The organism is Nakamurella sp. PAMC28650 (assembly GCF_014303395.1).
In the GTDB taxonomy this organism is placed as follows: Bacteria; Actinomycetota; Actinomycetes; order Mycobacteriales; family Nakamurellaceae; genus Nakamurella.
Genome location: NZ_CP060298.1, coordinates 2998419 through 3023838, shown reverse-complemented (window position 1 = coordinate 3023838; position 25420 = coordinate 2998419). Strand labels below are relative to the sequence as shown.

Genomic DNA, 25420 nt, shown 5'->3' with positions numbered 1-25420 from the left:
TGGCATGTCACAGCACAATCTGAATACCGTCATCGGCTTCGAATTCTTTCGCACGGTGAAGAGGCGGCGGTTCTGGATCACCACCCTGGCCATTCCCGTTGCACTGGCCATCGTCTTCGTCCTGGTCGGCCTGAGCGACCGGAGCACCAGTTCCGCCGCCGAAGCCCAGAAGAACGCGCACCTGTCGTTCCTCTACACCGATGCCTCCGGATTCGTCACCGGCGCGTTGGCCACGACCTACGGTGGCACCAGGACCACGGACGCGGCCCGGGCCATCACGGAGGTGAAAACGGGCAACGTGGAAGCGTATTTCGCCTTCCCCGCAGATCCGGTCGACCAACCGGTGATGGTGTACGGCACCGACAAGGGAGTCTTCGAGAACGGGAAATACGATGCAGTGGCCAAACAGATTCTTGTGGCAGCCGCCCAGCAGAGGATCGGCTCACCCCGGTTGACCGCCCTCGCCCAGGGCAACATCACCGTTGTCTCCAGGACCTACAAGAGCGGGACGCTGTCAGGTGGTCTCAGCGCGGTGATTCCTCCCCTGTTGTTCCTGTTGATCTTCTATCTCATCATCGGACTGTTGAGCAACCAGATGCTGAGCAGCACCCTGGAGGAGAAGGAGAACAGGATCACCGAAATGATCCTGACCACCCTGAGCCCCACCACCTTGATCATCGGGAAAGTCCTCTCGCTGTTGATCATCGGCCTCGTCCAGATGCTCGTCCTCGCCATTCCCATCGCAATCGGATACGCCTTCTTCCGCTCGAAACTGAGCCTGCCCAACGTCGACCTGTCGCACCTGAGCCTCCAGGCCGGCCCGATGCTCGTCGGGGCCCTGCTGCTCCTGGGAGGCTTCATCCTGTTCACCGGGACATTGGTCGCGCTGGGCGCCATCATGCCCACCGCCAAGGATGCCGGTCCGATCTTCGCGTCCTTGATGGTGATGATCTTCCTTCCCTTCTACGTGGTCACGCTCATCGTCAGCAACCCCCAGGCACCCATCGTGCAGATCTTCACCTACCTCCCCTTCACCGCCCCGGTCACGGCAATGCTCCGGAACGGCTTCGGATCCCTCACCTCCGTCCAATCAGCCGTGGTGATCGCCGAACTGTTCATCCTCGGGTTCGTCGCACTGCGCCTGGCCGTCCACCTCTTCCACTACGGATCCATCGAATACTCGAAGAAGCTCTCCATCAGAAATGCTCTCCGGCGGCACAGCCACGCGTGAGCACATCGGTTCGACGACAACATCACCGTCGCCGACACCGGCATATCGGCGGGGGGACAATCCCGGTATGGACGTCCCTGGTTTCATCGATCGGCTCGAGTGCGAGGGTGCGCTGATGGCCGCCACTGTCGAGGGGGCCGACTGGAACGCCCCGGTGCCAGGGACGGAATGGGACCTACGCTCCCTCATCGTGCATACGGGCGCCGTGCACCGCTGGGCCACCGACGCGATCTCGCGGGAACTGACGACGAACGAGACCGGTGGCAGCGCGGCGTTCCACGGCCTCACGCCGGACGACGGGCTGAGCAGATGGTTCACCGAGGGGCTGGGCACGCTCGCCACGACCCTGCGTGCGGCCGGGGACCAGCTGCAGGTCTTCACGTTCCTGCGATCGCCGACCCCGCGGTACTTCTGGGCTCGGCGACAGGCGCACGAGACCGCCATCCACCGCGCGGACGCCCAAGCCGCCGTCGGCGACGTCACGCCATTCGAGCCGCACTTCGCCCAGGACGGCATCGCCGAGTTGGTGGCCGGGTTCGCGCTCCAGCGAACGTTCGCCACTCAAACACCTGGCACCCTTGCACTCTCGTGTACCGATGGTGCGTCCTGGCTGGTGACCTTCGGGGGTGAACGCAACGTCGTCACGCAGACCGACGACGTCTCCTGCGCTACCGCGACCGTGACGGGCACGTCCTCGGCGCTGTACCTCTGGACGTGGAACCGACCAGCACAGGTGCGGCTGGACGGCGATGACCTGACGATCAGCCTCTGGCAGCGCATCCGGATCTAGACCAGGGAAGCGTCGGCGACCCCGATTCCGGGTGTGAACCGTGACAACACAGCGTCACCAGACAACATAGCGTCGGCAAACCACACAGCGTCAACAAGCGTCACCCGGTGTATCTTGTTGGGTGGCTGGGCCTACTCTGACCGGCCCGGATCGGAGGCCAGCCCGGATGAAGACCAACCCACGATCCGCATTGCTCGGGTCGAACCCGACCGCAGACGGCGCACGCCGCCCTGTGCGACCGGTCAGCGGCCGGAGGCCTCGCAGATGACGACCGAGCAGGAGTGGGCCCACGCTCGCCTCCGAGCAAAGCGGGTCGCCATCTTGAGCGGGTGCGGGGCATTGATGGCCGCCGCCGTGCTGGGCCTGCCGGCGGTCTATCTCGGGAGTCTCACCGCGTCGGGCAACGCCCGCTATCCGTTCACCGCGGGGTGGCTCATCGTGTTGATGGTGCCGGTCGTGGTGGCGGTGCTGCGGCTCAACATCAAACAACAATCCACCACCGACGCGGTGGTGGCCACCTTGACACGTGAACTGACCGAAGCTGTCCAGGCGGCGGACCGGGATGCCGTCGACAGGGAAACCCAAGCTCGCGGGCAGAGGTTCGAACGCCGATTGGCGAACGCCCTGGACATGGCCGAGGGAGAGCCGGAGGTCATCGACGTGATCGAGCGGTCGTTCGCCTCCATCGCGCCCGACGCGCCGGTGGAGTTGCTGCTCGCCGACAACAGTCACGCCCATCTGCTGCGAATGGCCAGAGCCGTGTCGGCGACCGAAGCGTCATCCGGATGCGGGGTCGACTCGCCGGATCACTGCCCGGCCGCACGCCGGGCCCAGGTCCAACGATTCACCGACAGCGAGGAATTGGACGCCTGCCCGAAGTTGCGCGGGCGTTCCGGCGGCGCGGTGTCCGCACTGTGCGTGCCGGTCTCGATCATGGGCCGCACCGTGGGCGTCATCCATGCGACTTCGCAGCAGCACACGGTCTTCTCGCACACGACGGCACAGGACGTCGAAACGCTGGCCAAGCTGGCGGGGGCCCGGATCGGGCTGCTGAGGGTGATGGCCGAGACCGCGATCCAGGCCGCGACGGACAGCCTGACCGGGCTGCTGAATCGGCGTTCCTTCGAACAGCGGTTTTCGCTGATCCGTCGGCAGGGGAACGTGGTCTCGGTTGCGATGGCCGATCTGGACCATTTCAAATTGCTCAACGACAAATACGGTCACGAGACCGGGGATCGTGCACTTCTGCTGTTCGCTCAGGTCATCACCGAGTCGGTGCGCGCCGGGGACCTGGTGAGCCGTCACGGCGGCGAAGAATTCGTGGTGGCGCTGCCCGGGTGCCCCACCGAAGCGGCCCGCGGCATATTGGACGGCCTCAGGGAACGGCTCGACGCGGCCATCACGGTTGCCGGCCTACCGAGGTTCACCGTGAGCTTCGGCCTCGTCGAGGCTGCACCCGAGGAGAACCTGCCCATGGTCCTGGCGCGGGCAGATGTTGCTCTCTTCCAGGCCAAGCGCGACGGCCGCGATCGGGTGGTCGTCCAGGACACGTCCGGCCAGACCACGCCCCGGCCTGCGGTGTCACCGGAGCTGCAAGGTCTGGCCACCATCAAGGCCCTTCGCTAGACCACGTGGTGTCGGAGCGTGGCCCGCATCGCGGGATGGGCCGTCACGGTGAAACCGGCGGACTCGTACATCGCCTGACCATCACCGGTGGCCATCAATTCTGCCCTGCCGATACCGGTCGATCCCGCCCACCGCATGACTGCCTCGAACGCTTCCCTCGCGAATCCCTGACGCCGCGCTGTCGGTAGCGTGCAGACGTTGGTGATCAGGACGTCGCGACCGGCCGGGCAACTCGGCGAGGGCATGGCATCGCGAATTGCGGCCATCGCCGTCGCGACGACCTCGTGATCGACCTCCACCACCACGATGAAGACCTGATCGTCCGCGATGTGGTCGGTGAACCACTGGTGGGTGGCCGACTGCCAAAGCGGCTCCTCCGTCTGCGGCGTTCCCATCGCGCGAAACATCTCCGCCCGCAGAGCAACCAGCGCCGAGAGGTCACCGATGGACGCGCGGCGCACCACTGCTCCGGGCCGGATCACATCGTCCAGCCGCCCACTACTTCGGCGGCTCACTCAGTCGTTCGAGGAGTCCTCGGCGGCATCCAGTACGGTGACCGGCATTCCATACGGGAGGAAGCGGACTCTACGGTTGCTGTCGGTGTTGTTCTTGTTCCCGCGCAGGGCATCGAGCTCGGTGGCGAAGACCTGTTCGACCTGGGCGCCTCCGTCACCGTTGACGGCGTAGATCACCCAAGCACCGTCGCCGGTTCCTCCGGTCGTCTCCGGCTCGGGCGCCGAACGGCCGCGACCTCGGCCGTCGTCGAAGATCGTCGACCATCCCGCCCGCTGACCGGAGCCTTCGAAGAGCCGGCCGAACTGACCCAGCGCACCGCGCAGCTGATCACCGGCCCCCCGGACGACGCGATCGAGATCCTCGGGGTCGAAACCGAACGGTTCATTGCTGGCCATCGTGGTCCTCCTTGGCGACACCATCCGCAGCATCTGCGGCTTCCTCCAGTGTGCGTCAGGTCGGGCAGCTACGCCACGATGACGCTGACCGGCACCGACCACCGGTCGGACCCGAGCAGGTGAACCGGCGGCCGTCAGCCCAGCGCGTTGTTGTGAGCCGCCTGCTCGGACAGGGTCCGACCCCAGTCCTCGGCCTGGTCCCGCAGCACATCCCGGGCGTAGTTGAGGGTGAAACCGTTGATGGACACCAGCATTTCGACGGCCTGCTCCACTGCGTTCCACTGCACCAGAGCCCGCCGGATGGCTTCCTCCACCGTCGGGTAGGGCTGACTGTTCTGATAGTCGGTCAGACCCCGGTCCGCGTATTCGGTGAGCACGGTCAGCAGGTCCGGATCAGGATCGGGAGGCTCCGCGTCTGCGCTGTACAGGTTGAGCGCGCCGACGGCCTGTCCGTCGGCGTGCAGCGGCACGGCAAGGAAGGAACGCACGCCGACCCCGGCAGCGATCTGGCCCAGGCGCGGCCAGATCGCCTGGACCTCGTCCGTGGTCATCCGCACCGGGGTATCGGTGTGCATGGCCCGCAGACAGGGACCGTCGTGGGCGGAGTACTGACTCTCGTCGACGATGAGCACCTGGTGGTCGGTATGGGTGGCAGTGAACGGCAACCCGTCGAACTGAGCGGTGACGCCTGCCCACCGGACACCCTTCAGCAGACGGACGGCTTCCCGGGACAGCCGGCCCATCAGGTCCAGGAGGGTGTCGGCGTCCTGTGCCCGGCGATGCAGCGCTTCGATGAGATCGGCCATCTGCTCGGGGTGGGCCGACAAGGCCCTGATCATTGCACTGGATGCCGCGGGACTGTCCGCGATGAGGCTTGCCATGTCTGGGCTTCTTCCCGGAAGGGGTCGCATCGTGAGTGCCGACTGGTCGTTGACCGATGGTGTCGTGCGATGCGATCCCGGCCTAGCAGGGCATCGGCTCCAAGCTAGCCGCTTTCATCGGCCTTACAGTCAAAGGGTGACCGACTCGTCGTCAACCGACCCTGGCCCGGGTCGGTCGCCGCCCACCCGCCAGGTCTCGTCCGGCGGCACCGGCGAACGCATCGGGGATGCGTCGGTCAGCGGTTCCGCCGCACCGATGAAGCCGGCCAGCGTTGCCCCGGACAGGGCGATGGGCGCTCCCATCGGTCCGTCATCGGCCGGATGATCCACGTTCGTCAGGCGGCCGCCTGCGGTGGCTGCGATCACGAGATTGCCGACGGCACTGAGGGAGTCACCGTGCACCGCCACTTCCGGGAACGACGCAGAGATGGCCGCCATCAGACGGCGCACGTAGAGCGACGTCTTCCGGCCGGTGGTGTTCATCAGCAGGATCCCGGACGGCCTGAGCACCCTGGATACGTCGGCGAAGAACTCCGCCGTCCCCAGTCCGGCCGGGACGCGCCCGCCGCTGAAGGCGTCGATCACGACGACATCGGCGGAGTCCGCCGGTAGTCCGGCCACTCCCGATCGTCCGTCGCCCAGCCGGAAGTCGACTCCCGAGTCGGCCTGCAACGGCAACCGGTGGCGCACGATGCGGCGGAGTTCCTCGTGGGTGTCGAAGACCACCTGCACGCTGCCGGGACGGACCGCTGCCAGCCAGCGGGGCAGCGTGGCGCCGCCGCCGCCGACGTGCACCGCCTCCAACGGTCCCGGCGGCAGCGCGTCGATGGTCCCGGCCAGCACCTGCACGTAGGGAAACTCGAGGTAGGTCGGATCGTCGAGGCTGACGTAGGACTGCCGGACCCGATCCAGCAGGACCCACCATCCGCCCGGTAGGTCCTCGTCGGCCAGCAGTTCGACCTCGCCACCGTCCACCCGACCACTGTAGGCATCCTGGCACGTCAGGCATCCGGGCCGGGTCGAGGTCGGCGGTGGTCCTCCCGGCCCGATGTGCTGCTGGGTCACAATGGGAGGATGAAATTTCTGGAAGTGGCGGGTCTCGGGCAGGTCGGTCGGGTCGGACTGGGTACGTGGCAGTTCGGATCGCGGGAATGGGGTTACGGCGACGGATACGCTTCCAACGCGGCCGCGGACATCGTCCACCGGGCGCGCGAGCTGGGGGTGAACCTGTTCGACACGGCCGAGATCTACGGAACCGGCAAGAGCGAGCGGATCCTGGGGAAGGCGCTCGGCGCGGAACGGAAGGACGTGATCGTCGCGAGCAAGATCTTTCCGATCGCGCCGTTCCCACCCGTGATCCGCCGGCGGGAGCAGGGCAGCGCCGACCGTCTGGAGCTGGACCGGATTCCGCTCTACCAGGTGCACCAGGCCAATCCCGTGGTACCGGATTCGGTGATCATGCCCGGCATGCGGAGCCTGCTGGACGAGGGCCGGATCGGCGCGGTCGGAGTCTCCAACTACTCGCTGCAGCGCTGGCGCAAGGCCGATGCCGCACTCGGCCGACCGGTGGTGAGCAATCAGGTGCAGTTCTCGCTCGCTCATGCGGGGCCGTTGGAGGATCTGGTGCCATTCGCCCAACGGGAGAACCGGATGATCATGGCCTACAGCCCGCTCGCCCAGGGTCTGCTCGGCGGCAGGTACTCCGCAGACCACCGCCCGGGCGGCGTCCGCGCGATCAACCCGCTGTTCGGGACGGAGAATCTGCAGCGGGCGAAGCCGCTGCTGGACCTGCTCCGCAGTGTTGCTGCCGCGCACGACGCGAAACCCGCGCAGGTGGCACTGGCCTGGCTGCTCAGCTTGCCCGGCGTGGTCGTCATCCCCGGCGCTTCCAGCGTCGAACAGCTCGAGTTCAACGTGGCCGCAGCCGATCTGGAGCTGGACGCCGACGCGGTGGCATCCCTCACGGCCGCCGCGCGAGCTTTCCACCCGATCTCGTTGCCGCGGACCTTGTTGGGCGCGGCGCGAGAGAAGCTGCATGTGTGAGCCGCCCGGCTGAGCTAGCGCACGGCCGGGCGGGTGGGCACGAACACCGACCCACGCACCGCTTCCGGCACGGGGGCAAGACCGGGGCCCGCCGAGGTCAACCATTCGGCAACGGCACTCAGGGTCGGCTCGTCCAGGACCTGCCCGAGCCAGACCGGTCGGCCGCCGAACACCCGTCCCAGCCGGGAGGGCGCCATGACCATGACGTTGGACCGCTCGCACTGCCCCAGGCACTCCCGGACCACCCGGACCTGGCTCTCGTCGACTGCCGCGAGCAGACGTCGGATCTGCTCGTCGTGATCGATCTCCGGATGCTTGGCGGCGGTTCCGCAGCAACACCCCCGGCAGACGGTGATGCTCGGAAGTCCGACGAGGCTGTCGTCCCCCTGCCCGTTTTTCCCGTCGGTCTCAACCCCGCAGATAGGAAGCTCCGTTGAGATCGACGATGGTGCCAGAGGCCCAGGCCGCCGCCGGTGAGGCGAGGTAGATCACCGCGGCGGCCACCTCCTGCGGAGTGGCCACCCGGCCGAACGGGCTCTGGTCGCGGATCGCAGCGCCCGCGGGAGTGGCCAACATGGTCTCCTGCCGGTCCGTCGCCACGAAGCCCGGCGCCACCGACGTGACGGCGATCCCCTCGGGAGCCAGCGCGACCGCCATCGACTGCCCGAAAGCGTGCAGCGCAGCCTTGCTCGCCCCGTAGGCGGGGAAGTCGGGTTCGCCGCGGAAAGCACCGCGGGAACCGACGTTGACGATGCTGCCGGCGGCGTGACGGCCGATCAGATGCTGGGCGACGCAGTAGGTGACGTTCGCCGCTCCGAGCAGGTTGACGTCGACCATCTGCCGCCAGATCCGTTGCCAGTCCAGGTAGGTCACCTCAGGCAGCCGTTGCAGACTGTCGGCCGTCGGGACGATGCCCGCGTTGTTGACCAGGACGTCGACCCCGCCCAGTTCGGCCTCGGCCACGTCGGCGACCCGTTGCGCCGCGGCCGGATCGCCCAGGTCACCGGCCACCAGGGTGTGCCCGCTGCCTTCCAACAGCGCCAGCGTCTGCTCGGCGTCCTCGCGCGCTGCGGCGTAGTGCACGACGACCCGGTCACCCTGCTCGGCGAAGGCCACCGCGATCGCCCGCCCGATCCCGCGGGATCCCCCCGTGACCAGCACTCCCCTGTTCAATTGGAGACCTCCACGGGAAGAACGACTGTCGACGAGTTGCCAGGAACGGACATGGCCTCATTTTCGCATGGCCGGAATGGCACCGTGGAGGAGGACCGGCTATCCGACCGGAACTGGATCCGCCGTGCGGTGCCCGATGACGACGTCGGTGGCCGGTGGGACCCGACGTGCGTGGCGCAGTCCCAGACCGCCCAGGACGAGCATGACCAACGCCGCGACGAACGCGGAGATGGCCGCGATACCGGCGATCGTGGCCATGGTGCCGAAGGCGTAGGCATTGAGCAGGAGGCCCCGCAGGGTCTCGCCCTTGAAGACGGTGTTGACCGTCGCCGCCAGTTTGAGATCGGTGGGACTGGCCTGGGATTCGGCGCTGAGCTGGGAGTAGGTCTTGCCTCCGCCGATCGCCTGGAGATGGATGGCGATGAAATGATCGGCGTAGGTCTCGGCCTGGGCCCCGGTGGTCAACTGCTGCCCGGCGTAGGCGCGCATCGGCGCGAAGGCATCGCCGGCCACGGCGGCGCTGTCCGCAGGGGGGAAGTAGATCTGTTGCGCGGCAAGCTGTGTGTGCACCTGATCCGAGACAAAATTGTGGGCCCAGGTCAGCAGACCTCCCGCAACCAGCAATATCAGTGCGATCAACAAGCCGGTGGCACTGACGAGTACGTCGAACATTCTGCGCTTCATTTTCGATCCTTTCGAGGAATTGGACAGGCTAAGCATGCGTGAGCATGAATGCGCGTCGACAGGGCCCAAGGTCCCCGAAAATGAGGACCAGACCGCATTCGGCGCAAACACCGTCCGGCCGGTCACGGTCACCCGCAAGGTCAGGACTTTCGACCCTGTCGTGATGGCTGCCCGGGGCGCAGTCTGACCTTGCCATCGCCTGCGAATCCGACTCCGGGCCACAGATGTGGAGAAGACCATGACCGCCGCCGCCCAACCTGCCTCACCCCGTCCGCCACGTTCGCCGTTGCCGGCCGAGCCGAACCCGCGCTCCTGGAAGGATGCGTTCATCCTGATCAGGATGGGAGTGGCCTTCTTCTTCCCCTGGCCATTCCTGACCAAGCGGTTGGAAGTGGACGCCGAACGCCGGGCGCGTCAGTTCGGGACCGGTGCGTCCCGACGCAGGGCCCACCCCTCGGGGCCGAGCAGCCCGACCGACAGGTGACCTCACCCCCCTGTATGACGCGACCGGTCCCGGTACGACCCTCGAGGGTCCGACGAGCAGCCGGCCCGTCATACGAGGACACGGTGCCCCTCAGGCCCCATCGACTCTGGGCGCCGGATGGCCGAGCTTGATGGTTCCGTCCTCGTCCTTCTCGAATCGGTGGACGACCAGGCCGTGGTCGAATTCGACCCATTCTTGCGCGTCCAACTCGAAGTGCGTGATTTTCTCGATGGCTTCGCCACAGGGGCACACCTCTCGGCCTGACACCATGTCGTCCTCCTTGGTCTGACGACATGGTGCCACGGTCCTTCGAATCGCAATAGCTGAAGCCCGACAACCGCAATCCGCCGGATTCCCTCGCCGGTGGACCGAACGACATCGACCACCGTGGTCGGACCTGGACCTGAGCCCGTGGCCGCCGGCGCTCGATCAGGCCCGCGGCTCCGCGTCGGCCAGCGCCAGCAGTTCCCGGTTGACGGCTTCCTCGTGGGCCTGTGCGTCGACCCGGGCCTTGGCCGGGCTCCAGCGACCCTTCAGCAGCCAGATGCACGGGAGGAAGAGCAACTGGCCGGCGAAGCAGATCCACCACCAGCGCTGCCACTGCCCCGGAGCGTCGTTGGCTGCCTGCTGCACGAGAGGGCCCTGGGACTGCAGATAGGTCAACTGCGCGACCACTTTCGGATCCCTGAGTCCAGGCCCGTACGTGGACAGGAAGGTCAGGTCGGCAACCGGCACGGTGGCCAGCGCACCCAACTGCGCCGCGGCGGTCTGCACCGGCTTGGCGTTGCTGTTCAGGAAGAGCAGGTCTGCTTTCGGGACCTGGGACAGAGCCTGCAGTTTCGCGATCGCGGCCGCAGGGTCGATCTTGCGGCCGACGGCGATCTCACCGACGGCCTTGGCCTGCGCGGCCGCATCGGTCGGGTTCAGGAACAAGGTGGTCGTCGTGGTGGTGTCCAGCGTGGCCGCGGTGATCAGCTGGTCCTTGTACTGCGTGCCCAGCGATATCGTGCGAGCGACGTCGGCCACCGGTGTTCCGGAGATCTCGGCGAGCGCCTGCGCCTGGGTGGTCGGATCGGTCGGATTGCTCTGCAGTGCTGCGGTGGTGGCGGGGGTGAGCAGAGCAGCGGTCGCCAGCTGCGATTTGTATTGCCCCGCAAGCGATTGTGCCTTCGTGACGATGCTCGGATCGGCCGCAACGGCTTTGACCGTTGCGTTCTGGGGTGCGGACAGGCTGTGGTCCGCCCCAGCGGCCGCGGCTCTGACCTGTGCTCCCTTGTCGACCAGGATGCCCGACGCGGGGATGGCGACGATCAGACCGAGGAGCCCGACGACGACCACGGATCGCAGGGTGGCCCCCCACACCGCCAACCCGGTGGCGATCCCGGCCGGGCTGTGCCTTTCCACGGTCTCGGTGAACGCGGCCATCCAGGTGGCGAAAGCCACCGCACTGCCGATCGAGATCAGCAGGATGATCCAGACGAAGTGGGAGTAGCTGGTGGAGGAGTCACCAGTGGCGATTGCGAAGAGGCCGACTCCGATCGCGCTGACGACACCGCCGACCACCATGAACGGCTTGCGTACCCGGAGCCGGTCGGACAGGGCCCCGCCGACGATCAACGCCACCGCCTGGGCGACCCAGTACCAGTTGGCCAGAGCGTTGGCTCGCGCCTCGGTGTACCCGAAGGCCGTTGCGTAGAACACGACGAACAGGCCCACTGCGGTGTAGTAGAACAGCAGGAACACACTGATACCCAGCGCGGGGACGATGATGTCCCGTCGCAGCATCTGACGCCAGTGGCTCTTCGACGCTTCGACCAGGTCGATCCCACGGGCCCGGGCCTCGACGAGGGTCCGCTCGCGCAGGCTGATCATCAGTTGATCGCGAAGCTGCGGGGCCAGTTCGCGCAGCCCGATGAAGGCGACGAGGAAGACGAGAAGCCCGACTGCGCCGCACACGCGGAACTGGAACTGCCAGTCGGGGTGCGAATCCAGGGTGTGGCTCGACACCTCGGTGACGACCAGGCTGCCGATGACCGGGCCCATCGTCCAGAATCCCATGGCCGACGCCCGGCCCAGCTGCGGCGAGAAATCCCTGATCAGTGCGGGAGTGGCCACCAGGATCATTCCCTCGACCAGACTGACCAGCCCGAACAGCACCAGGTAGGTGAGTTTCCCGTGGGCATTGGGCAGTCCGAACAGGATCAACGCGCCGGTGATGGCCAGTCCGTAGACGACGAAGTTCGCCCGCCCGAAGCGGTCGGCCAGCCCGGCGGCCACCGACGCCAGTGCGCCCAGCGCGTTCCCGATGACCGAGACCATGATGAAGTAGGTCAGCGACATGTGCAGGTTGGCGCTGATCAGGGTGGCCACGGAGCCTTGTACGTAGAACTCGTAGTAGAGCACCACGGTGGCCAGCACCACGATGACGAGGTAGAGGATTCGTCGAGGCCCGTCCGGGTAGCGGTCGAGTTGGCGCCCCCAGATACCGCCATTGGCGTGCAGGGTGGTGGGGGTGGAATCAGGCAGGGTCTGCGATGACATCTTTGTCCGTTCCGGCTGGTGGGGGTTTGGTGCCGACAGGCTCGGGTTGATACCGGCATACATCTGCACTCGGGCCCATCACGCGGACGGAAAATCCGAGTCGACAGGCAATCTCCGCGTTGACGTTCCGGGAACGTGAGGCTGCTGGGTAGTCAGTGACGTTGAGCCTCTGGCCGGTCGTCGATCTGCGACCGGTACCGAGGATCGTCGTTCGGGGGCGAAATCGTCACTTCGGGGTGCGGACAGGGGTTTTCCCGCCCGGACGCAGCACCAGAAGCTTTCACGGCACCCTCCATTGGGTTACGTGCAGTAGGTCAGACCCCATCAGCGCGAATGTAGGTTACATACTGTAGGTTCGTCAAGTGGCGATATCGAAATCAGCGTCGGACCGAGTGGGCGGGTTCAAACACGGTCGAGTCCCACGAGCGGTGCGCGAGCAACAATTGCTCGAATTGGCCGAACGGCTCTTCATCGAGGGTGGATACGGCGGGTTCTCCGTCGAGGATCTCTGTCGCGAGGCCGGCGTGAGCCGCCCTATCGTCTACGACCACTTCGGTTCCAGAGATGGCCTCTACCTCGCGTGCCTGCGCCGCGTGCGGGAAGAATTCGAGAACACGCTGATCGACGCCGCCCGTGACGCTCCCGATCTGGAGACCGCCATCCGCCAGGGAGCCGACGCCTTCTTCACCATCATCGAACGGGACCCGCGCCGATGGTCCCTGGTCTACGGCGGGCCCAGCGAACTGGTTGGTTCCCTGGCTGATCAGATCTACGAACTGAGAACCCAGACCATCGACCGCATCTCGGCCATCACGATCCGCTTCGCGCCGCATGCGGACCGCGAGGCGGTCACCGCCCACGCCCATGCCGTCTCCGGTGCCGGGGAACAGATCGGGCGCTGGTGGCTCCACAACCCCGAAATCCCCCGGGAGCGGATCGTGGACCATTTCTGCACCTTCGCCCGAAGAACATTCCTCCAACTCGCGGCGGCAGGGCCAACCGCGGCGGCAGGCTCGGTGCCGGTGCTGTGACACCGCGGCCCCCGCCCGGCTCAGGGGGCCGCCGTCATCGGGCGGTAGATGCCGGACACCGTCGCGGTGATCGTGTCGTCCGCGCTGACGGTGCAGTGGGCGAAGATCAGAGATCGACCGACGCGGTCGGTGGCCGCGGTCCAGCTCAGCCACTGCCCGATGTGGCTGGTCGCCAGGAAGTCGGCGCTGAGGTTCACGGTGGCCGCCCGGATCTGCCCGACCGGCTCCGCCGGGTGCGCGGCCTGCTCGCACGCCAACGACATGGCGTTGTCGGCGAGTGCGGTGATCAGCCCGCCGTGCGCCGTGCCGCGACTGTTGCAGTGTCGTCGGTCCAACCTGACCGCCAGTATGGTCACGTCGAGGTTTGTCTCCTTGCGCCACAACGGTTCCCATGGCGCGGTGAAGCCGCTGCGGGAGGAGTACCGGACGTAGCCGGCCGGCGGCTGTGGGTCGCCGGAGGCGCCCGGCCCGACGCCCGACCCGCTTCCGCGGGCCACGTCGGTCATCCCGTCGCGACCGAGAGACCGGTGGACGACCCGAGCTCGACCGGGAACCTTTCGTAACCCCGCAGGATTCTGGTGTCCCGTCGGCGCGCCCCGGCCTGCGGCTTCAGGTGCGGGTAACGGGCGAACAGCGAGCGCAGCCCGACCTCGCCCTCCATGCGGACGAGTGCGGCACCGAGGCAGAAGTGGCGCCCGGCCGAGAAGGACACGTGCTCCTTCGCGTTGTGGCGGGCGACGTCGAAGCGGGCGGGGTCGGTGAACACTTCCGGATCGCGATTGGCGCCGGCCAGCGCGGCCGTGACGACGGCGCCGCGGGGGATGGGCACGCCGGCCAGTTCGGTGTCGCGCTCCGCGGTCCGCCCGGTGAGCAGGACCGGCGGGTCGATGCGCAGCATCTCGTCGATCGCGTTGGGCCACAGCTCGGGCGACCGTTCCAGTACGGCCCGCTGCGCCGGATGTTCCAGCAACAGAGCGATCCCGTTGCCGAGCAGGTTGACGGTCGTCTCGAACCCGGCGGAGAGCACCAGACCGGCAATGGACCTGAGCTCGATTTCGGTGAGTCCGACGCCGTCGTCCTGTGCCATCACCAGCTGGCTCAACAGGTCGTCCTGGGGATCGGCGCGCAGCCTGGCGAGGTGTTCGCCGAGCCAGACGTCGAAGTCGCGCAGCGAGGAGTCGACGCGGCGGAACGTGGACCACGACAGGCCCAGATCCAGGCTGGGCGCTGCGGCCTGCCCGAAGGCCAGGACGCGGTCGTACTCCGACGCCGGCACCCCGAGGATCTGGCCGATCATGGTGAGCGGGAGCCTGGTGCAGTAGGCGGGCACGAGGTCGACCGTGCGCCGGCCGGCCAGTTCGTCCAGCAGTTCGCCGGCGATGACCTCCGCGCGCTCGCGCAGCGCCGCGACGGCGCGCGCACTGAACACCCGGGTGACCAGCTTGCGATAACGGGTGTGCTCGGGCGGTTCGGTCGCGAGCAGGGAGGGGGGGTCGAGTGGTCCGAGGGCGCGTGTGGTACCCGCCCAGGCCAGCAGACGTCCGACCGGGCCACTCAACGACCTGCGGTTCGACCGGGCCCGGGAGTCATGGCTGGACAGGACTTCCCGCGCGACCGGCAGGGACGTGGTGACGTAGGCGAACCGGCCCCGGTACAGAGGCCCCCTGGCCCTCATGCGTTCGAACGCAGCGAAGGGGTCGCCGTTGCGGCCGGCCGCGGCGACCATCTGGCCCTGCAGGTCGCCGCGTCGCCCGGCGATGGCCATCACCGTCCGCGGCAGCTGGTGCCCGAGGCCCCAGCGCACCGCCAGCCTGGTCTCCTGCTGGATCGGATCCAGGAGCCTGTTCAGGTGCACGTCTGGTTTCACTTGCGGGTCCCCTGCGGTCGGGTGCGCTTGCGGTGATTGCGGTCGTTGCCGGCCCCTCGACGAATTGTAGATCGGCCCTCTCTTCGATCAGCGCGCGAGGCCATGGCCCCGTGCCACCAGCTTCTCGACCATGGTCCGCGGGGCGAGCCGCTTGAGTGCGAACATCATGGGAGCTCGACTCCCGACGGCGTACAGCGGCTTGGGATGCTCCGATTCGACGGCAGCGAGCACGATCTCGGCGACCTGACGCGGCGCGATCCCGGCGTGGCTGCGCTGGTCCAGAGCCGCCAGGACGGTGGTGAAATCACCGGCGTAGGGCGATCCGTCAGCGATGGAGGTGGTGCGCCGCTCGGCGATCCCGGTGTTGATCGAACCGGGCTCGACCGTGGTGAGCCAGACGCCGAACGGAGATGTCTCGAAACGCGCCGCATCCGAGAAACCCTTCAGTGCCGCTTTTGTCGCCACGTAGCAGGACCGGTAGGCCAACGGGAAACTGGCGAGCATGGATCCGACCATGACCACCCGGCCGAAGCGCCGTGCCCGCATGCCGGGCAGGAACAGCTGGGTGAGCCGGAGAGGCCCGAACACGTTCAGTTGGAACAGATCAGCGATGGTCTCGGCGGGCAGATCCTCCAGCGGGCCGCACTGACTCTCGCCCGCGTTGTTGACCAGGACGACGACATCGCCGACCAGTGCGGGCAACGCCTCGATCGAGGACGGGACGCGCAGGTCCAGCGGAACGTACCGGACGCCGTCGACGACATCGCCCGGGGCAATCTTCGACGGTTCGCGACTGGTGCCGAAGACCCGGTATCCGCGTGCCACGAGAGCCTCCGCGCACGCACGGCCGATCCCCGACGAGGCACCGGTGACGAGGGCGGTGCGAGGCGTTTTCGGGCGAGACGTGTTCGGGTGAGACGTGTTCAAGAGTGCGTCTCCCTGATGGAGGTGAGCCGGGCGGGCCCGGCCGACACGGATCCGGCCGCGCCGGCGACGGTCGAGGTCGAGACCGATTGCACGAGCGCCAGGAGCCGCGTCACCGCAGACCTGCCGTATTCCACGGCGGCGACCGCCCCGTCCGGTCGGATCAGCGCGGCTCCACCGCGACCGCGGCCGACCGAATGACCGACGCCCAGGGTGCGCAGGGCGCGGGCCTCGGCTGGTTTCGGCGTGTGGTTCGAGACGATAGTGAACCCGCGAGAGGGGGATGCCGCGGCCAGGACGGCGGGGAAGACCCGGCCGGGTTGGCGGTGGGCGAGCCGTCCGGTGACGAGATTGCCGGTGACCAGCGCGCTGTGGCCGAGAGCCGGGGAGGCGCTGCTGAGCACTGCGCGAGAGAAGCCGGGGACCCGGCACAGCACGGCGAGGACGTTCTTGCGCAGCAGGGCGGCGCGGTCCTGTCCGCCGGTCAGGGCCCAGCCGACGGCGACCGCGGCTCGGACCGTACGGGTGGCGTGCGGGCGGCGTTCCGCTTCGTAGGTCTCCAGGACGTTCTCGCCGAGTTGGCCGTGCAGTACCCCGGCCAGCTTCCAGGCCAGGTTGTGTGCGTCCCGCAGTCCGGCGCCAAGGCCCTGCCCGATGAACGGGGGCGTCTGGTGCGCAGCGTCGCCGAGCAGGAAGACGCGGCCGCTGCGCCAGCGGTCGGCGACCTGGGCCCGGAACGTGTAGGTGGCGTGCCGGATGATCTCCACGTCCGCGGGCAGCGATGGGCCGAACCATGGCTCGAGCAGCCCCGCCAGCACCTCCGGCGCGGTCAGGTCGGCGGCCTCCTCGCCGTCGGCGAGCCGGAACTCCCATCGGTACCGGGTGCCGGTGACGTGCATGAAGGTCGCGGGGCGGTGCGGGTCGCAGATCTGGTGCACACCCCCCCAGACCAGTAGTGGCGCCGAAGTGCGAACGTCGATGACGAGCCACCGTTCCCGGAACCGCAGATCGAGCATGGACGCGCCGATGGCGTCACGCACGACGCTGTTCGCCCCGTCGCAGCCCAGCACCGCATCGGCGAGAATGCAGTGCTCGCCGGTCGTGTCGGCGTAGCGGACCACGGCACTCCCGGGGAGCGACTCGATCGAGGTGACGGTCGCGCCGCGGCGGAGGACGACGCGGGAGTGGGCGGCGAGATTGTCCAGCAGGAGCTGTTCGAGGTCGGGCTGGTCGAACATGCTCGCCTGCGGGCAGCCCATCGGTCCGGTCACGGCGTCGCGACGGAACTCGGCCATCGTGCGGTGGCCGCCGTCCACCAACCGCATACCTGGCATCGGCCGGCTGATCGCTGCGAACCGGTCATCCACTCCGAGCTCCCGCAGGATGCAGTAGACCTCGTCGTCGAGATGGACGGCGCGCGGCAACGGGTACGGAGCGGTGTGGTGTTCCAGCACCACGCTGTCGATCCCACGCTGGGACAGCAGGGTGGCGGCCACCACCCCGACCGGTCCGGCACCCACGATGACGACCGCCGCGTGCTCGGCGTCCGGATGGTGGTCGCGCTCCGTGTCCGGATGGCGGGCGTGCTCCTGGCTCATGCTCCGCGGACCGTCGTCCGCTGCCGACCGAGATCGATGGCTCCGTCGGCGGTCGCCACCGCGAGCTCCACGACATCGCCGTCGTGCAGGTACTTCGGATTCGTGGCCTGGCGCTTGAAGAACGTCTTCCACTTCAGATGCGGCGGCAGCAGGTTGCCGATCAGTTCGATCGGCTTCGGCGGTGCGCTCAGGGCGGTGCCACCCGGTGTGCCGGTGAGCAGAATATCGCCGGGTGAGAGTCGCTGGAACCCCGTGAGCACCTCGAGCGCTCCCACCGGCCGGACGATCATGTCGGCCGCCGTCCGGTCCTGGCGGATCTCGCCGTTGACCCAGGTCCGCAGGCGGAGCTCGCCGAAGCGGGCCAGTTCGGCGGCGTCCAGCAGCACCAGCCGGGGGCCGACGGGGGTGAAGGTCGGATACGACTTCGACTCGTAGAACTGGGTTTTGGGCAGCTGGAGGTCGCGAGCACTGACGTCGTTGGTGATCACGATGCCGGCCACGTAGTCGGCGAGGTTGGCCTGGGTGATCCTGGTGCCCACGGGAACCTCTGCACCGAAGACGAGACCGATCTCGACCTCGTAGTCGAGCAGACGCACGTGCGTCGGGGTACGGATGTCGTCGAACGGGCCGCTGATCGAACCGGAGGTCTTGCGGAAGAAGGTGGTCGGTACCCGGTCGGGGTCGATGTGGGAGTCGAGCGCGTGCGAGCGGAAGTTGACCATCTGTGCCACGACCCGGCAGGGCGCGGTGACCGGTGACAGCAGTTCGAGATCCCGCACTGCCGTGGTCGGCCCCGTGGCCCCGGTGATCGCCGACCGGTCCGCCAGCAGCGCAGCGGTCGTGGTGGCCGCGGTGTCGATACGAATTGCACCGTCAGCGGTCTCGACCCACCAGTCGTCGGCGGTGCGCAGAATGCTGATGCTCATGAGGTGGCTACTTTCAGCAGGCCGACGAGTCGGCGGAGGTCGAATTCGTTGTTGCCGTCGCGGAGAGCCCGGACGAGTTCGCGGACGAGGCGGGGCGAGGGCGTGGCGTCGAGGAAATCACGGGTGACGGGCGGACCCCATTGCGAGAGTCCGCTGGCGGTCATCGGAGCCCAGCCGGCTTCGACGGAGGAGTCGAACATGTCGCCGTCGGTGAAGTGTTCGACCATGAAACGGTCGGGATCGCGCCAGTAGTCGAAGATCTGGCTGCCCTGGATGTGGCGACCGATGCCCCAGGCATGGCGATAGCCCTGTTCGGCGAGATAGCGGCCACCCGCGGCGATCGCGTCGAGATCGGCGACCTGGTAGGCGGAATGGATGTAGCGGCAGCTGGGACCCAGGTGCATTGCAAGGGTGTGGTGATCGGACGGGGCATCGCCGCGGTCGCAACGGATGAAGGCCATCGTCGGGCCGCGTTGGCGTTGGCCGGGGAAGAACAGGAAATCGCTGACGATCAGCCCGAGATTGTGCTGGTACCAGTCCAGCGAGCGCTGGAAGGACGTCGTCTCCAGGACGACATGACCCAGTCGCTGGACCTGGGCCGGCGCGATCTGCGGCCGCTGCACGGCGTTCGTCCGCAGAACTGAGCCGCTGACGTTGATGGTCAACGGAGCGACGAGGGGCTGGGCCGAGAGGTCGTCGATTCCGGCGACCACCCGGAGCAGGGAACCTGACGGGTCGTGAAGATCCAGAACCGCGCCGCCGCCCGGCCCGGTCAGCGGCCGGGCGATCGCGTCGTTCGCGCGGGCCAGCCGGTCGAGATCCGCGCGGTCGGCCGCACGGAACACCGGCGCGACGAAGCGTGATTCAGTCCCCCGGCGGATGACCAGGCATTGGCTGCCGGCGAGCGCTCCGCGCAACGAGACGGAATCAGGCGTGCGCGCGACCGTCGTGAAACCGAAGTCGTGGGCGAACTTCTCGGCCCGGTCCAGATCCGGCTTCTCGAACTCCAGCCAGGCCAGGTCCTCCACCTTGATCACCGGATTGCGGTCGCGGTCCGGTCGCTCGCCACGCACCGCACCCTGCTCGCTGTGCAGGTCGCGGTGGATGTTCCGTGCATCGGCCTCCGCCGTGGGAGTGGTCACCATTGATCCTCTCGTCGCTTGTGATGACACCATCATTCCAGATGCACCGCTTGTCAACGCCTCGCCCGGCCTGCGGCCTTCTGACGATCGTGGGTCGTGTGACTTCGTCCGGTCATGTCTGATGAAGGCATCACATCTGGGATAGCCTGATGTGATGACTGCGACCAGCACCGTGGAAAACCGGGGCGAGCGTCGGCGGGCGCGCACCCGCGCGGCTCTCGTCGCAGCAGCCCGCGAGCTGTTGGCCCGCGAGGACGGCACCGAGTCGAGCATCCAGGAAATCACCGATCTTGCCGATGTCGGCTTCGGCTCCTTCTACAACCACTTCCCCGCGAAGACCGACCTCTTCGACACCGCGATCGCCGAGACGCTCGAGGAACACGGCGCCATGCTCGACGAGCTGACCGCCGACATCGATGACCCCGCCGAGGTTTTCGCCACCAGCGTCCGGTTGACCGCACGGCTGCCCAAGACACATCCGCAGATGGCCAGAATCATCCGCAACACCGGCGCCACCTACCTGGCCGCCGAGACCGGCCTCGCGCCGCGCGCCCGCCGCGACATCCTGGCCGCCCGCGACTCAGGTCGCTTCACGGTGGGCGATCCCGTGGTCGCGCTGGCCTGCGTCGGCGGCGCCTTGCTGGGCGTCCTGAACCTCGCCGCCGCGAGCACCACCTCGAAGGCCGTCGATCGGGCGGCCGACCAACTCGCGCTCAATCTTCTCTCGATGTTCGACGTTCCACGCGAGGACGCCGAGCGCATCTGCTCCCGGCACCTACCTACCATCTCCGGCCGGCCCCGGTCCGGCTGACGACGTCTCAGGGCAGTTCCGCTGTGGTCAGGCTGTCGTCGATGGCGCAGGCGGGCTGGGGCGCCGACCACAGGTAGCCCTGGGCGTAGTCACAGCCCAGTTCGTAGGCCAGGGCAGTATGTTGGGGCTTTTCAATTCCTTCGATGGTGGTGACCAGATGCAATTCGGCGGCCAGGCCGGTGACGGCACGGGTCAGCGCATTGCCCAGTCGGCTGCCGAGCGCGATGGAGACGGCGCGGTCGATCTTGACGCCGCTCACCGGTAGTCGCAGCAGGTAGTCCAGGGCGGACCAGCCGGTACCGAAGTCGTCCAGCCACACCCCGAATCCCGCTTCGCGCAACTCGCCGAGCACCTGAGCGGCACGGGCCGGATTGAGCCGGGTCGTCTCGGTGATCTCCAGACCCACTGCCGCCGGGGACACCCCGGCCTGGAGAACGGCGTCGTTGATCGCTGCGGCGGTCCCGTGGTGGTTGAAGTGCCGACTGGAAAGGTTGACATTGACCCGGAGATCGGGATTGATCTCCTGCCAGCGTCGAAGATCCGCCACGGCGCGTCGCATCACCAGCAGATCCAGATCGACGATCAGGTCGGTGTCCTCGGCCAGGGGACGAACTGTTTCGAGTCGTGGATCTGGCCGGACGAGTGTTGCCACCTGGCCAAGGCCTCGAACCCGACCGTCCGGCCGGACGGCAGGTGGACGATCGGTTGGTACCACGGGATGATCTGGTCCTGGTCGATCGCGGCCACCAGCTCGGCGACGGCCACCTGCCCGTCGATGCGCTGTTCATCCAGGCGGCGGACCAGGTCCAGTTGGTCCTCGACGATCTTGCCGAATTCCACGAGCCGGCTGGTCAGGTCGGAATCGATGGTGCGGGAACGCGGGTCGATCACGCACAACGTCCCGATCACGAACGACTCGCGGCCCGCCAGGGGAACGCCCAGGTAGCAGCCGACCTCACCCCTGATGACGCCCGGCAGGCCGACGAACCGTGCATCTGCCCGTGCGTCCGGTACCTCCAACGGCCGGCCGGACGTGACCACCACGTCACAGAGCACCTCTTCCCGCGGCGAAACCGCCGCAGCGCCGGTTCCGATCAGGTTGATGGTGTTTCGGGTGCTCTGATCCAGGATGTTGATCATCGCAGTCGGAAAGCCCAGGGTCCGAGCGGCCAGTGCCAACGTGGTCTGCAATCGGGCGGAGGTGCGACCCTCGTCCAAATAGTGGGCGGCCGAGCGGGTCTGCAGCCTGCCATCGTGGTTGCCCACTATTCTCGCGTCCCCATCTGGTCATTGTGCGCTATGAAAACCCAGACCCACACCTCTCACTCGAACGAGAAGTGCCTTACACGCGAACGCCTGAAGCACCTGTAGGTCCTCACGCGAGGGCCCTGATCAAACCTCTGAGGGCGGGTCCGATGCATGCCACCGGAAGCGTTGGAGCTACTGAGGGGAACGAATATCTGAAACATTCCGAGGCACGGTCCCTTGGCCCTCGCTCGTCGCGTGGTGGGTCCTGGGCGGGTACCCCCCCTCGAGGACGCAGCGGTGGCGGGCATCGGAGTGTAAGGCTGGGCGGCCAGCAGAAATAGTGCGGGTTCGGTGCCCATCGGAGGATCGAGGGCGCACAGTGGGTAGTAGGGCGCAGCCTGGCTGCAGCTGGTCGAGTCCCAGACCCCGCCCGTTGAAACAACAGCTGGCGGGGTCACCCCCATGAGGGGTCAGGCCTGCCGTTGGACATAGGTCGAGATCTTGTCCCTGCTGACCGGCCGGCTGAAGTAGAAACCCTGGGCGTAGTCGGCGCCCAGCTCGGTGATCTCCTGCAGATCCGCCGTGGTCTCCACCCCTTCGGCCACGACGCTCTTGTCCATCACGTGACTCAATTCGATGACTGCGCGCACGATCGATTTGGTCGCCTTGTCCTTGGTCATCTTGGCGGTGAAGCTCCGGTCGATCTTCACGATGTCGACCGGGAAGTGCTGCAGATAGCTCAACGAGGAATAGCCGGTACCGAAATCGTCCAACGACAATCGCACGCCCAGGTCCTTGACCTCGTGGAGGACGCGGGCCGCACGTTCGGTATCGCTCAGAAACAGACTTTCGGTGACCTCCAAGCACAGACGTCCGGGGTCTGCCCCGGTCTCCGACAACACCGAAGCGACGGTCTTGACGAATGACGAGCCCATCACCTGCTGGGCGGATACGTTCACTGCCACCTGTCCGACCGCCGTTCCCTCTCGTCTCCACCGCACCAGGTCGTCGCAAGCCTGGCGCAGAACCCATTGCCCGATCGGTGAAATCAGGCCGGTGCGCTCGGCGCTCGGGATCGTCACGTCGGGCATGACCAGACCGCGCTGCGGATGTTGCCAACGAAGCAACGCCTCCACCCCGGTCAGGAGACCGGTCCTCAGGGAGATGATCGGTTGGTAGGCCAGGAACAGCTGACCGAGACGTTCTGCCGTCCTCAGGTCTCGGTCCAGTTCGGTGCGGTGCTCGGCGGCCAGCCGTGCCGTCGGGTCGCTGACGTGGTGCCGGCCACCCCCGCTGTTCTTGGCCTGGTACATGGCGAAGTCTGCGTCGCGGAGCAGCGTCGCGGGTAGGTCCTGGCCAGGTCCCGAGAAGGCGATGCCGACACTCGCGGACACGACGACCTGCGTGCTCGGCAGATCGAACGGTTCCGCCAGTGCGGCGGTGATCCGCTGCGCTGTGACCTCCGCATCCGCTGCAGTGGCGAGGTTCTCGCACAGTGCCACGAATTCATCACCGCCCTGCCGGGACAGGGTGTCCTCGGGACGCAACAATCCTGACACCCGGGTGGCCACGGCCATCAGCAACTCGTCGCCGACATGGTGGCCGTGCGTGTCGTTGACGAACTTGAAGCCGTCCAGGTCCACGAACAGCACCGCGGCAACCTGCTGCGAAGAACGCGCACGCTCTACGGCGTGGTCCAGCAGTTCGGCGAACAGGGTCCGGTTGGGCAACCCGGTCAGCGGGTCGTGCAGATTCTGGTGCCGGAGCTGGGCCGCCTTGGCGGAGGCGTCCTGACGGGTCAGGGCGTTCATCAGATACCCGGAGGCCACGTCGGCGAGGATCTGGGCGATCTGCAGGTCGTCGTCGTTGAGCTCTCCAGGTGTATCGCGGTAGAGGTCCAGTGCGCCCAGGCGCCGGCCGCCCAGGCGTAGTGGGAAGGTGAAGACTGCGGCCAGGCCGGCTTCGAGAGCTCGCGGCGAGAAGTTCGCGAATTGCTGGTCCGAACTCAGGTCGGGCACCGAAACCCGTTCTCCGGTGCGGTAGGCGGCAAGGCAGGGACCCTCGATCAGTTCGTTCTGCAACGTCTCGATCGACATGACCTTGTGGTCGCTGGCCGCCACGAAATGGAGCTCCTGCCCCTCACCCATCAGCATCACCCCGACGCCCGTGACAGGAAGGATGTCGACGATCCGCTTGACCAGATGATCAAGGATGATCGGAATGGAGAAATCTGTCCCCAGGATGTCGGCGAACTCGATCAGCACTTTCGTCAGGGGCAGGTTCATCTCCTTGACGGCTGCAGAGGCGAAATCATCGTTCGGCATGAGTCAAGACAGTAGTAGAACGCGGTTCTGCCAGCGGCCCAACCCGCGACGGAGCTCGCTTCCACCCGGCCGGTCACACCCGGTGGACCACAACCCGCGGGTCAGAGAATTCTCAGTCGATCGGGACCTGTCATCGCCCTGCTCGAGGTATGAGCCTGCCCACCTGTGAAGATCAGCTCAGCCCTTGAAAGTTCGGTGCGGCGACCTACTGTTGAGCTATCGCGACAGATCGCGGGAGCTGCTTCGGAGTGGTGTGCAATGACAGTTTTTCGGTACGACCTGAACATTCGATGTGCACTGCGGGACCAGCCTCGGCTGACCGTGGCGCAGTGTTCGCCAACGACCTCGCCGACTGGGAGCGCACTGTGACCACACCCCGGATTCGGGCCGCCGACGCCGACCGCCAGAAGTCGGTCGACCGTCTCGCCCGTCACTTCGCCGAAGGCCGGCTCGATGCCTACGAATACGACGAGCGGGTACGCCGCGCCTACGCAAGCGTCTACATGGACGAGCTACCAGAGCTTTTCGGCGATCTGCCACCGGAGCCGATCCAGGCCCAAGCCTACGAGACGGCCTGGCAGCAGGGCTACGGTCCCGTCGACCGGCGCCGTTCCAGCGGTCTCCGCCGGACCCGACCGCCGGCGCGAGCAGGCCGGATGCTGGTGTTCGCACTTCTGACGCTGATGACGATCGCAGCGGTCGCTCATGGCTTCTTCTTCCCGTTCCCGCTGATCTGGATTGCCCTGTTCGGGCTGCACTCCGGCCGGCACGGGGATCGTCGGTTCGGACCCGGACCCGGACCCGGACGCTGATCAGACCGTCACCGGTTCACTCCTCTTCGGCGGCGGTCCTGTGCGCGTCCCGACGCGCAGATGCCTGCTGTTTGAGGAACAGCCGACGTTGGGGGCGGCGGGCCATCGGGCGGTCCTGGTGCTCGGCGCGGAGTTCGCTGATCAGGCCCGCCTCGACGGCGGCAAGTTCACGGATGACCGGACGTCGACGCCAGCGCAGCTTTTCGGCCTCCAGCATCAACTTCGTGATGTAGATCAAATCTGCCTGCTGATTCTCTGGTGTCGCTGTGGAGGAATGGCCCTGCAGGCTGCGGGCAGCCAGCAGGATTTGGCGTCGGTTCACTTCGGGCCTTCCTGTAGACGTGGTGGGCCATCTCGACGAAGTCAGCAGCGT

27 protein-coding genes are annotated in these 25420 nt (G+C 67.1%); 8 read left to right on the top strand and 19 right to left on the bottom strand.

The window, feature by feature from the left end; genetic code table 11:
• Window positions 1-4: 4 nt before the first annotated feature.
• From H7F38_RS13725 to H7F38_RS13715, 3 genes are all read left to right on the top strand, one after another.
• Entirely contained in the window at window positions 5-1231 is a 1227-nt protein-coding gene (locus tag H7F38_RS13725; RefSeq protein WP_187090404.1) for an ABC transporter permease, read from the top strand.
• A gap of 67 nt (window positions 1232-1298) precedes the next feature.
• Window positions 1299-2021: a maleylpyruvate isomerase family mycothiol-dependent enzyme gene (locus H7F38_RS13720; RefSeq protein WP_187090403.1), complete on the top strand. Its 723-nt coding sequence runs from the start codon at window positions 1299-1301 to the stop codon at window positions 2019-2021.
• 264 nt (window positions 2022-2285) lie between these two features.
• A complete protein-coding gene (locus tag H7F38_RS13715; RefSeq protein WP_187090402.1) occupies window positions 2286-3647 on the top strand; it encodes a diguanylate cyclase in 1362 nt (453 codons plus the stop codon).
• On the opposite strand, the gene H7F38_RS13710 is transcribed toward H7F38_RS13715, so the two are convergent.
• The 4 genes from H7F38_RS13710 to H7F38_RS13695 form a co-directional block, all read right to left on the bottom strand.
• Window positions 3644-4108, bottom strand: a complete 465-nt coding sequence (locus tag H7F38_RS13710) for a GNAT family N-acetyltransferase (protein ID WP_222618052.1) — start codon at window positions 4106-4108, stop codon at window positions 3644-3646. The genes H7F38_RS13715 and H7F38_RS13710 overlap by 4 nt on opposite strands.
• Window positions 4109-4162: 54 nt before the next feature.
• Entirely contained in the window at window positions 4163-4558 is a 396-nt protein-coding gene (locus H7F38_RS13705; protein WP_187090401.1) for a hypothetical protein, read from the bottom strand.
• 134 nt (window positions 4559-4692) lie between these two features.
• Window positions 4693-5439: a GAF domain-containing protein gene (locus H7F38_RS13700; protein ID WP_187090400.1), complete on the bottom strand. Its 747-nt coding sequence runs from the start codon at window positions 5437-5439 to the stop codon at window positions 4693-4695.
• Window positions 5440-5568: 129 nt separating this feature from the next.
• Window positions 5569-6414, bottom strand: coding sequence for a spermidine synthase (locus H7F38_RS13695; RefSeq protein WP_187090399.1), 846 nt, complete (start codon window positions 6412-6414; stop codon window positions 5569-5571).
• 99 nt (window positions 6415-6513) lie between these two features.
• Between H7F38_RS13695 and H7F38_RS13690 the strand changes: the two genes are divergently transcribed.
• A complete protein-coding gene (locus H7F38_RS13690; RefSeq protein ID WP_187090398.1) occupies window positions 6514-7482 on the top strand; it encodes an aldo/keto reductase in 969 nt (322 codons plus the stop codon).
• A 14-nt stretch (window positions 7483-7496) separates the two neighbouring features.
• Here the strand turns inward: H7F38_RS13690 and H7F38_RS13685 are convergent, their stop codons facing one another.
• From H7F38_RS13685 to H7F38_RS13675, 3 genes are all read right to left on the bottom strand, one after another.
• Entirely contained in the window at window positions 7497-7679 is a 183-nt protein-coding gene (locus H7F38_RS13685) for a hypothetical protein (RefSeq protein WP_187090397.1), read from the bottom strand.
• 211 nt (window positions 7680-7890) lie between these two features.
• Complete coding sequence (locus tag H7F38_RS13680; protein WP_187090396.1) at window positions 7891-8655, bottom strand: SDR family NAD(P)-dependent oxidoreductase; 765 nt, start codon at window positions 8653-8655, stop codon at window positions 7891-7893.
• 99 nt (window positions 8656-8754) lie between these two features.
• A complete protein-coding gene (locus tag H7F38_RS13675; protein ID WP_187090395.1) occupies window positions 8755-9339 on the bottom strand; it encodes a hypothetical protein in 585 nt (194 codons plus the stop codon).
• 238 nt (window positions 9340-9577) lie between these two features.
• Between H7F38_RS13675 and H7F38_RS13670 the strand changes: the two genes are divergently transcribed.
• Window positions 9578-9823 (top strand): hypothetical protein, encoded by a 246-nt coding sequence (locus H7F38_RS13670; RefSeq protein ID WP_187090394.1) that lies wholly within the window; start codon window positions 9578-9580, stop codon window positions 9821-9823.
• A gap of 90 nt (window positions 9824-9913) precedes the next feature.
• Here H7F38_RS13670 and H7F38_RS13665 read toward each other — a convergent pair whose 3' ends face one another.
• Together H7F38_RS13665 and H7F38_RS13660 are read right to left on the bottom strand one after the other, a co-directional pair.
• Window positions 9914-10093 (bottom strand): hypothetical protein, encoded by a 180-nt coding sequence (locus H7F38_RS13665; RefSeq protein ID WP_187090393.1) that lies wholly within the window; start codon window positions 10091-10093, stop codon window positions 9914-9916.
• 159 nt (window positions 10094-10252) lie between these two features.
• Window positions 10253-12364 (bottom strand): MFS transporter, encoded by a 2112-nt coding sequence (locus H7F38_RS13660; RefSeq protein WP_187090392.1) that lies wholly within the window; start codon window positions 12362-12364, stop codon window positions 10253-10255.
• A 428-nt stretch (window positions 12365-12792) separates the two neighbouring features.
• Between H7F38_RS13660 and H7F38_RS13655 the strand changes: the two genes are divergently transcribed.
• Complete coding sequence (locus H7F38_RS13655; RefSeq protein WP_187090391.1) at window positions 12793-13395, top strand: TetR/AcrR family transcriptional regulator; 603 nt, start codon at window positions 12793-12795, stop codon at window positions 13393-13395.
• A 20-nt stretch (window positions 13396-13415) separates the two neighbouring features.
• On the opposite strand, the gene H7F38_RS13650 is transcribed toward H7F38_RS13655, so the two are convergent.
• From H7F38_RS13650 to H7F38_RS13625, 6 genes are all read right to left on the bottom strand, one after another.
• The gene (locus H7F38_RS13650) at window positions 13416-13901 is read right to left on the bottom strand and encodes a PaaI family thioesterase (protein ID WP_187090390.1); all 486 of its coding nucleotides are present in this window, start codon (window positions 13899-13901) and stop codon (window positions 13416-13418) included.
• Window positions 13898-15262, bottom strand: coding sequence for a cytochrome P450 (locus tag H7F38_RS13645; RefSeq protein ID WP_187090389.1), 1365 nt, complete (start codon window positions 15260-15262; stop codon window positions 13898-13900). The genes H7F38_RS13650 and H7F38_RS13645 overlap by 4 nt, the downstream gene beginning before the upstream one ends.
• Window positions 15263-15349: 87 nt before the next feature.
• Window positions 15350-16189, bottom strand: a complete 840-nt coding sequence (locus H7F38_RS13640; RefSeq protein WP_187090388.1) for an SDR family oxidoreductase — start codon at window positions 16187-16189, stop codon at window positions 15350-15352.
• Window positions 16186-17784, bottom strand: a complete 1599-nt coding sequence (locus H7F38_RS13635) for a bifunctional 3-(3-hydroxy-phenyl)propionate/3-hydroxycinnamic acid hydroxylase (protein WP_187090387.1) — start codon at window positions 17782-17784, stop codon at window positions 16186-16188. Before H7F38_RS13635 ends, H7F38_RS13640 begins: the two co-directional genes overlap by 4 nt.
• Window positions 17781-18710 (bottom strand): fumarylacetoacetate hydrolase family protein, encoded by a 930-nt coding sequence (locus H7F38_RS13630; RefSeq protein WP_187090386.1) that lies wholly within the window; start codon window positions 18708-18710, stop codon window positions 17781-17783. Before H7F38_RS13630 ends, H7F38_RS13635 begins: the two co-directional genes overlap by 4 nt.
• Window positions 18707-19855 carry a VOC family protein gene (locus tag H7F38_RS13625; RefSeq protein ID WP_370531249.1) on the bottom strand — a complete coding sequence of 383 codons (1149 nt, stop codon included), beginning with the start codon at window positions 19853-19855 and terminating at the stop codon, window positions 18707-18709. Before H7F38_RS13625 ends, H7F38_RS13630 begins: the two co-directional genes overlap by 4 nt.
• Window positions 19856-20006: 151 nt before the next feature.
• Here H7F38_RS13625 and H7F38_RS13620 point away from each other — a divergent pair, with 151 nt between their 5' ends.
• Window positions 20007-20663 (top strand): TetR/AcrR family transcriptional regulator, encoded by a 657-nt coding sequence (locus H7F38_RS13620; protein WP_187090384.1) that lies wholly within the window; start codon window positions 20007-20009, stop codon window positions 20661-20663.
• 7 nt (window positions 20664-20670) lie between these two features.
• On the opposite strand, the gene H7F38_RS13615 is transcribed toward H7F38_RS13620, so the two are convergent.
• The 3 genes from H7F38_RS13615 to H7F38_RS26285 all read right to left on the bottom strand — a co-directional run bounded on the left by H7F38_RS13615 (window position 20671) and on the right by H7F38_RS26285 (window position 24235).
• Complete coding sequence (locus H7F38_RS13615; protein WP_187090383.1) at window positions 20671-21315, bottom strand: EAL domain-containing protein; 645 nt, start codon at window positions 21313-21315, stop codon at window positions 20671-20673.
• Window positions 21246-21929, bottom strand: a complete 684-nt coding sequence (locus H7F38_RS13610) for a GAF domain-containing protein (protein WP_187090382.1) — start codon at window positions 21927-21929, stop codon at window positions 21246-21248. Before H7F38_RS13610 ends, H7F38_RS13615 begins: the two co-directional genes overlap by 70 nt.
• A gap of 452 nt (window positions 21930-22381) precedes the next feature.
• Window positions 22382-24235, bottom strand: a complete 1854-nt coding sequence (locus H7F38_RS26285) for a bifunctional diguanylate cyclase/phosphodiesterase (RefSeq protein WP_187090381.1) — start codon at window positions 24233-24235, stop codon at window positions 22382-22384.
• 329 nt (window positions 24236-24564) lie between these two features.
• Between H7F38_RS26285 and H7F38_RS13600 the strand changes: the two genes are divergently transcribed.
• Entirely contained in the window at window positions 24565-25047 is a 483-nt protein-coding gene (locus tag H7F38_RS13600; RefSeq protein WP_222618050.1) for a DUF1707 domain-containing protein, read from the top strand.
• A gap of 16 nt (window positions 25048-25063) precedes the next feature.
• Here the strand turns inward: H7F38_RS13600 and H7F38_RS13595 are convergent, their stop codons facing one another.
• Window positions 25064-25369: a hypothetical protein gene (locus H7F38_RS13595; protein WP_187090379.1), complete on the bottom strand. Its 306-nt coding sequence runs from the start codon at window positions 25367-25369 to the stop codon at window positions 25064-25066.
• Between the last annotated feature and the right edge of the window lie 51 nt (window positions 25370-25420).

Bases quoted from the DNA above. Each gene is read 5' to 3' on its own strand.
- H7F38_RS13725 (WP_187090404.1), top strand. From the start codon at position 5: ATGTCACAGCACAATCTGAATACCGTCATCGGCTTCGAATTCTTTCGC.
- H7F38_RS13650 (WP_187090390.1), bottom strand. From the start codon at position 13,901: ATGACCGACGTGGCCCGCGGAAGCGGGTCGGGCGTCGGGCCGGGCGCC.
- H7F38_RS13660 (WP_187090392.1), bottom strand. From the start codon at position 12,364: ATGTCATCGCAGACCCTGCCTGATTCCACCCCCACCACCCTGCACGCC.
- H7F38_RS13675 (WP_187090395.1), bottom strand. From the start codon at position 9,339: ATGAAGCGCAGAATGTTCGACGTACTCGTCAGTGCCACCGGCTTGTTG.
- H7F38_RS13690 (WP_187090398.1), top strand. From the start codon at position 6,514: ATGAAATTTCTGGAAGTGGCGGGTCTCGGGCAGGTCGGTCGGGTCGGA.
- H7F38_RS13620 (WP_187090384.1), top strand. From the start codon at position 20,007: ATGACTGCGACCAGCACCGTGGAAAACCGGGGCGAGCGTCGGCGGGCG.
- H7F38_RS13700 (WP_187090400.1), bottom strand. From the start codon at position 5,439: ATGGCAAGCCTCATCGCGGACAGTCCCGCGGCATCCAGTGCAATGATC.
- H7F38_RS13705 (WP_187090401.1), bottom strand. From the start codon at position 4,558: ATGGCCAGCAATGAACCGTTCGGTTTCGACCCCGAGGATCTCGATCGC.
- H7F38_RS13720 (WP_187090403.1), top strand. From the start codon at position 1,299: ATGGACGTCCCTGGTTTCATCGATCGGCTCGAGTGCGAGGGTGCGCTG.
- H7F38_RS13715 (WP_187090402.1), top strand. From the start codon at position 2,286: ATGACGACCGAGCAGGAGTGGGCCCACGCTCGCCTCCGAGCAAAGCGG.
- H7F38_RS13625 (WP_370531249.1), bottom strand. From the start codon at position 19,855: ATGGTGACCACTCCCACGGCGGAGGCCGATGCACGGAACATCCACCGC.
- H7F38_RS13630 (WP_187090386.1), bottom strand. From the start codon at position 18,710: ATGAGCATCAGCATTCTGCGCACCGCCGACGACTGGTGGGTCGAGACC.
- H7F38_RS26285 (WP_187090381.1), bottom strand. From the start codon at position 24,235: ATGCCGAACGATGATTTCGCCTCTGCAGCCGTCAAGGAGATGAACCTG.
- H7F38_RS13635 (WP_187090387.1), bottom strand. From the start codon at position 17,784: ATGAGCCAGGAGCACGCCCGCCATCCGGACACGGAGCGCGACCACCAT.
- H7F38_RS13685 (WP_187090397.1), bottom strand. From the start codon at position 7,679: ATGGCGCCCTCCCGGCTGGGACGGGTGTTCGGCGGCCGACCGGTCTGG.
- H7F38_RS13670 (WP_187090394.1), top strand. From the start codon at position 9,578: ATGACCGCCGCCGCCCAACCTGCCTCACCCCGTCCGCCACGTTCGCCG.
- H7F38_RS13665 (WP_187090393.1), bottom strand. From the start codon at position 10,093: ATGGTGTCAGGCCGAGAGGTGTGCCCCTGTGGCGAAGCCATCGAGAAA.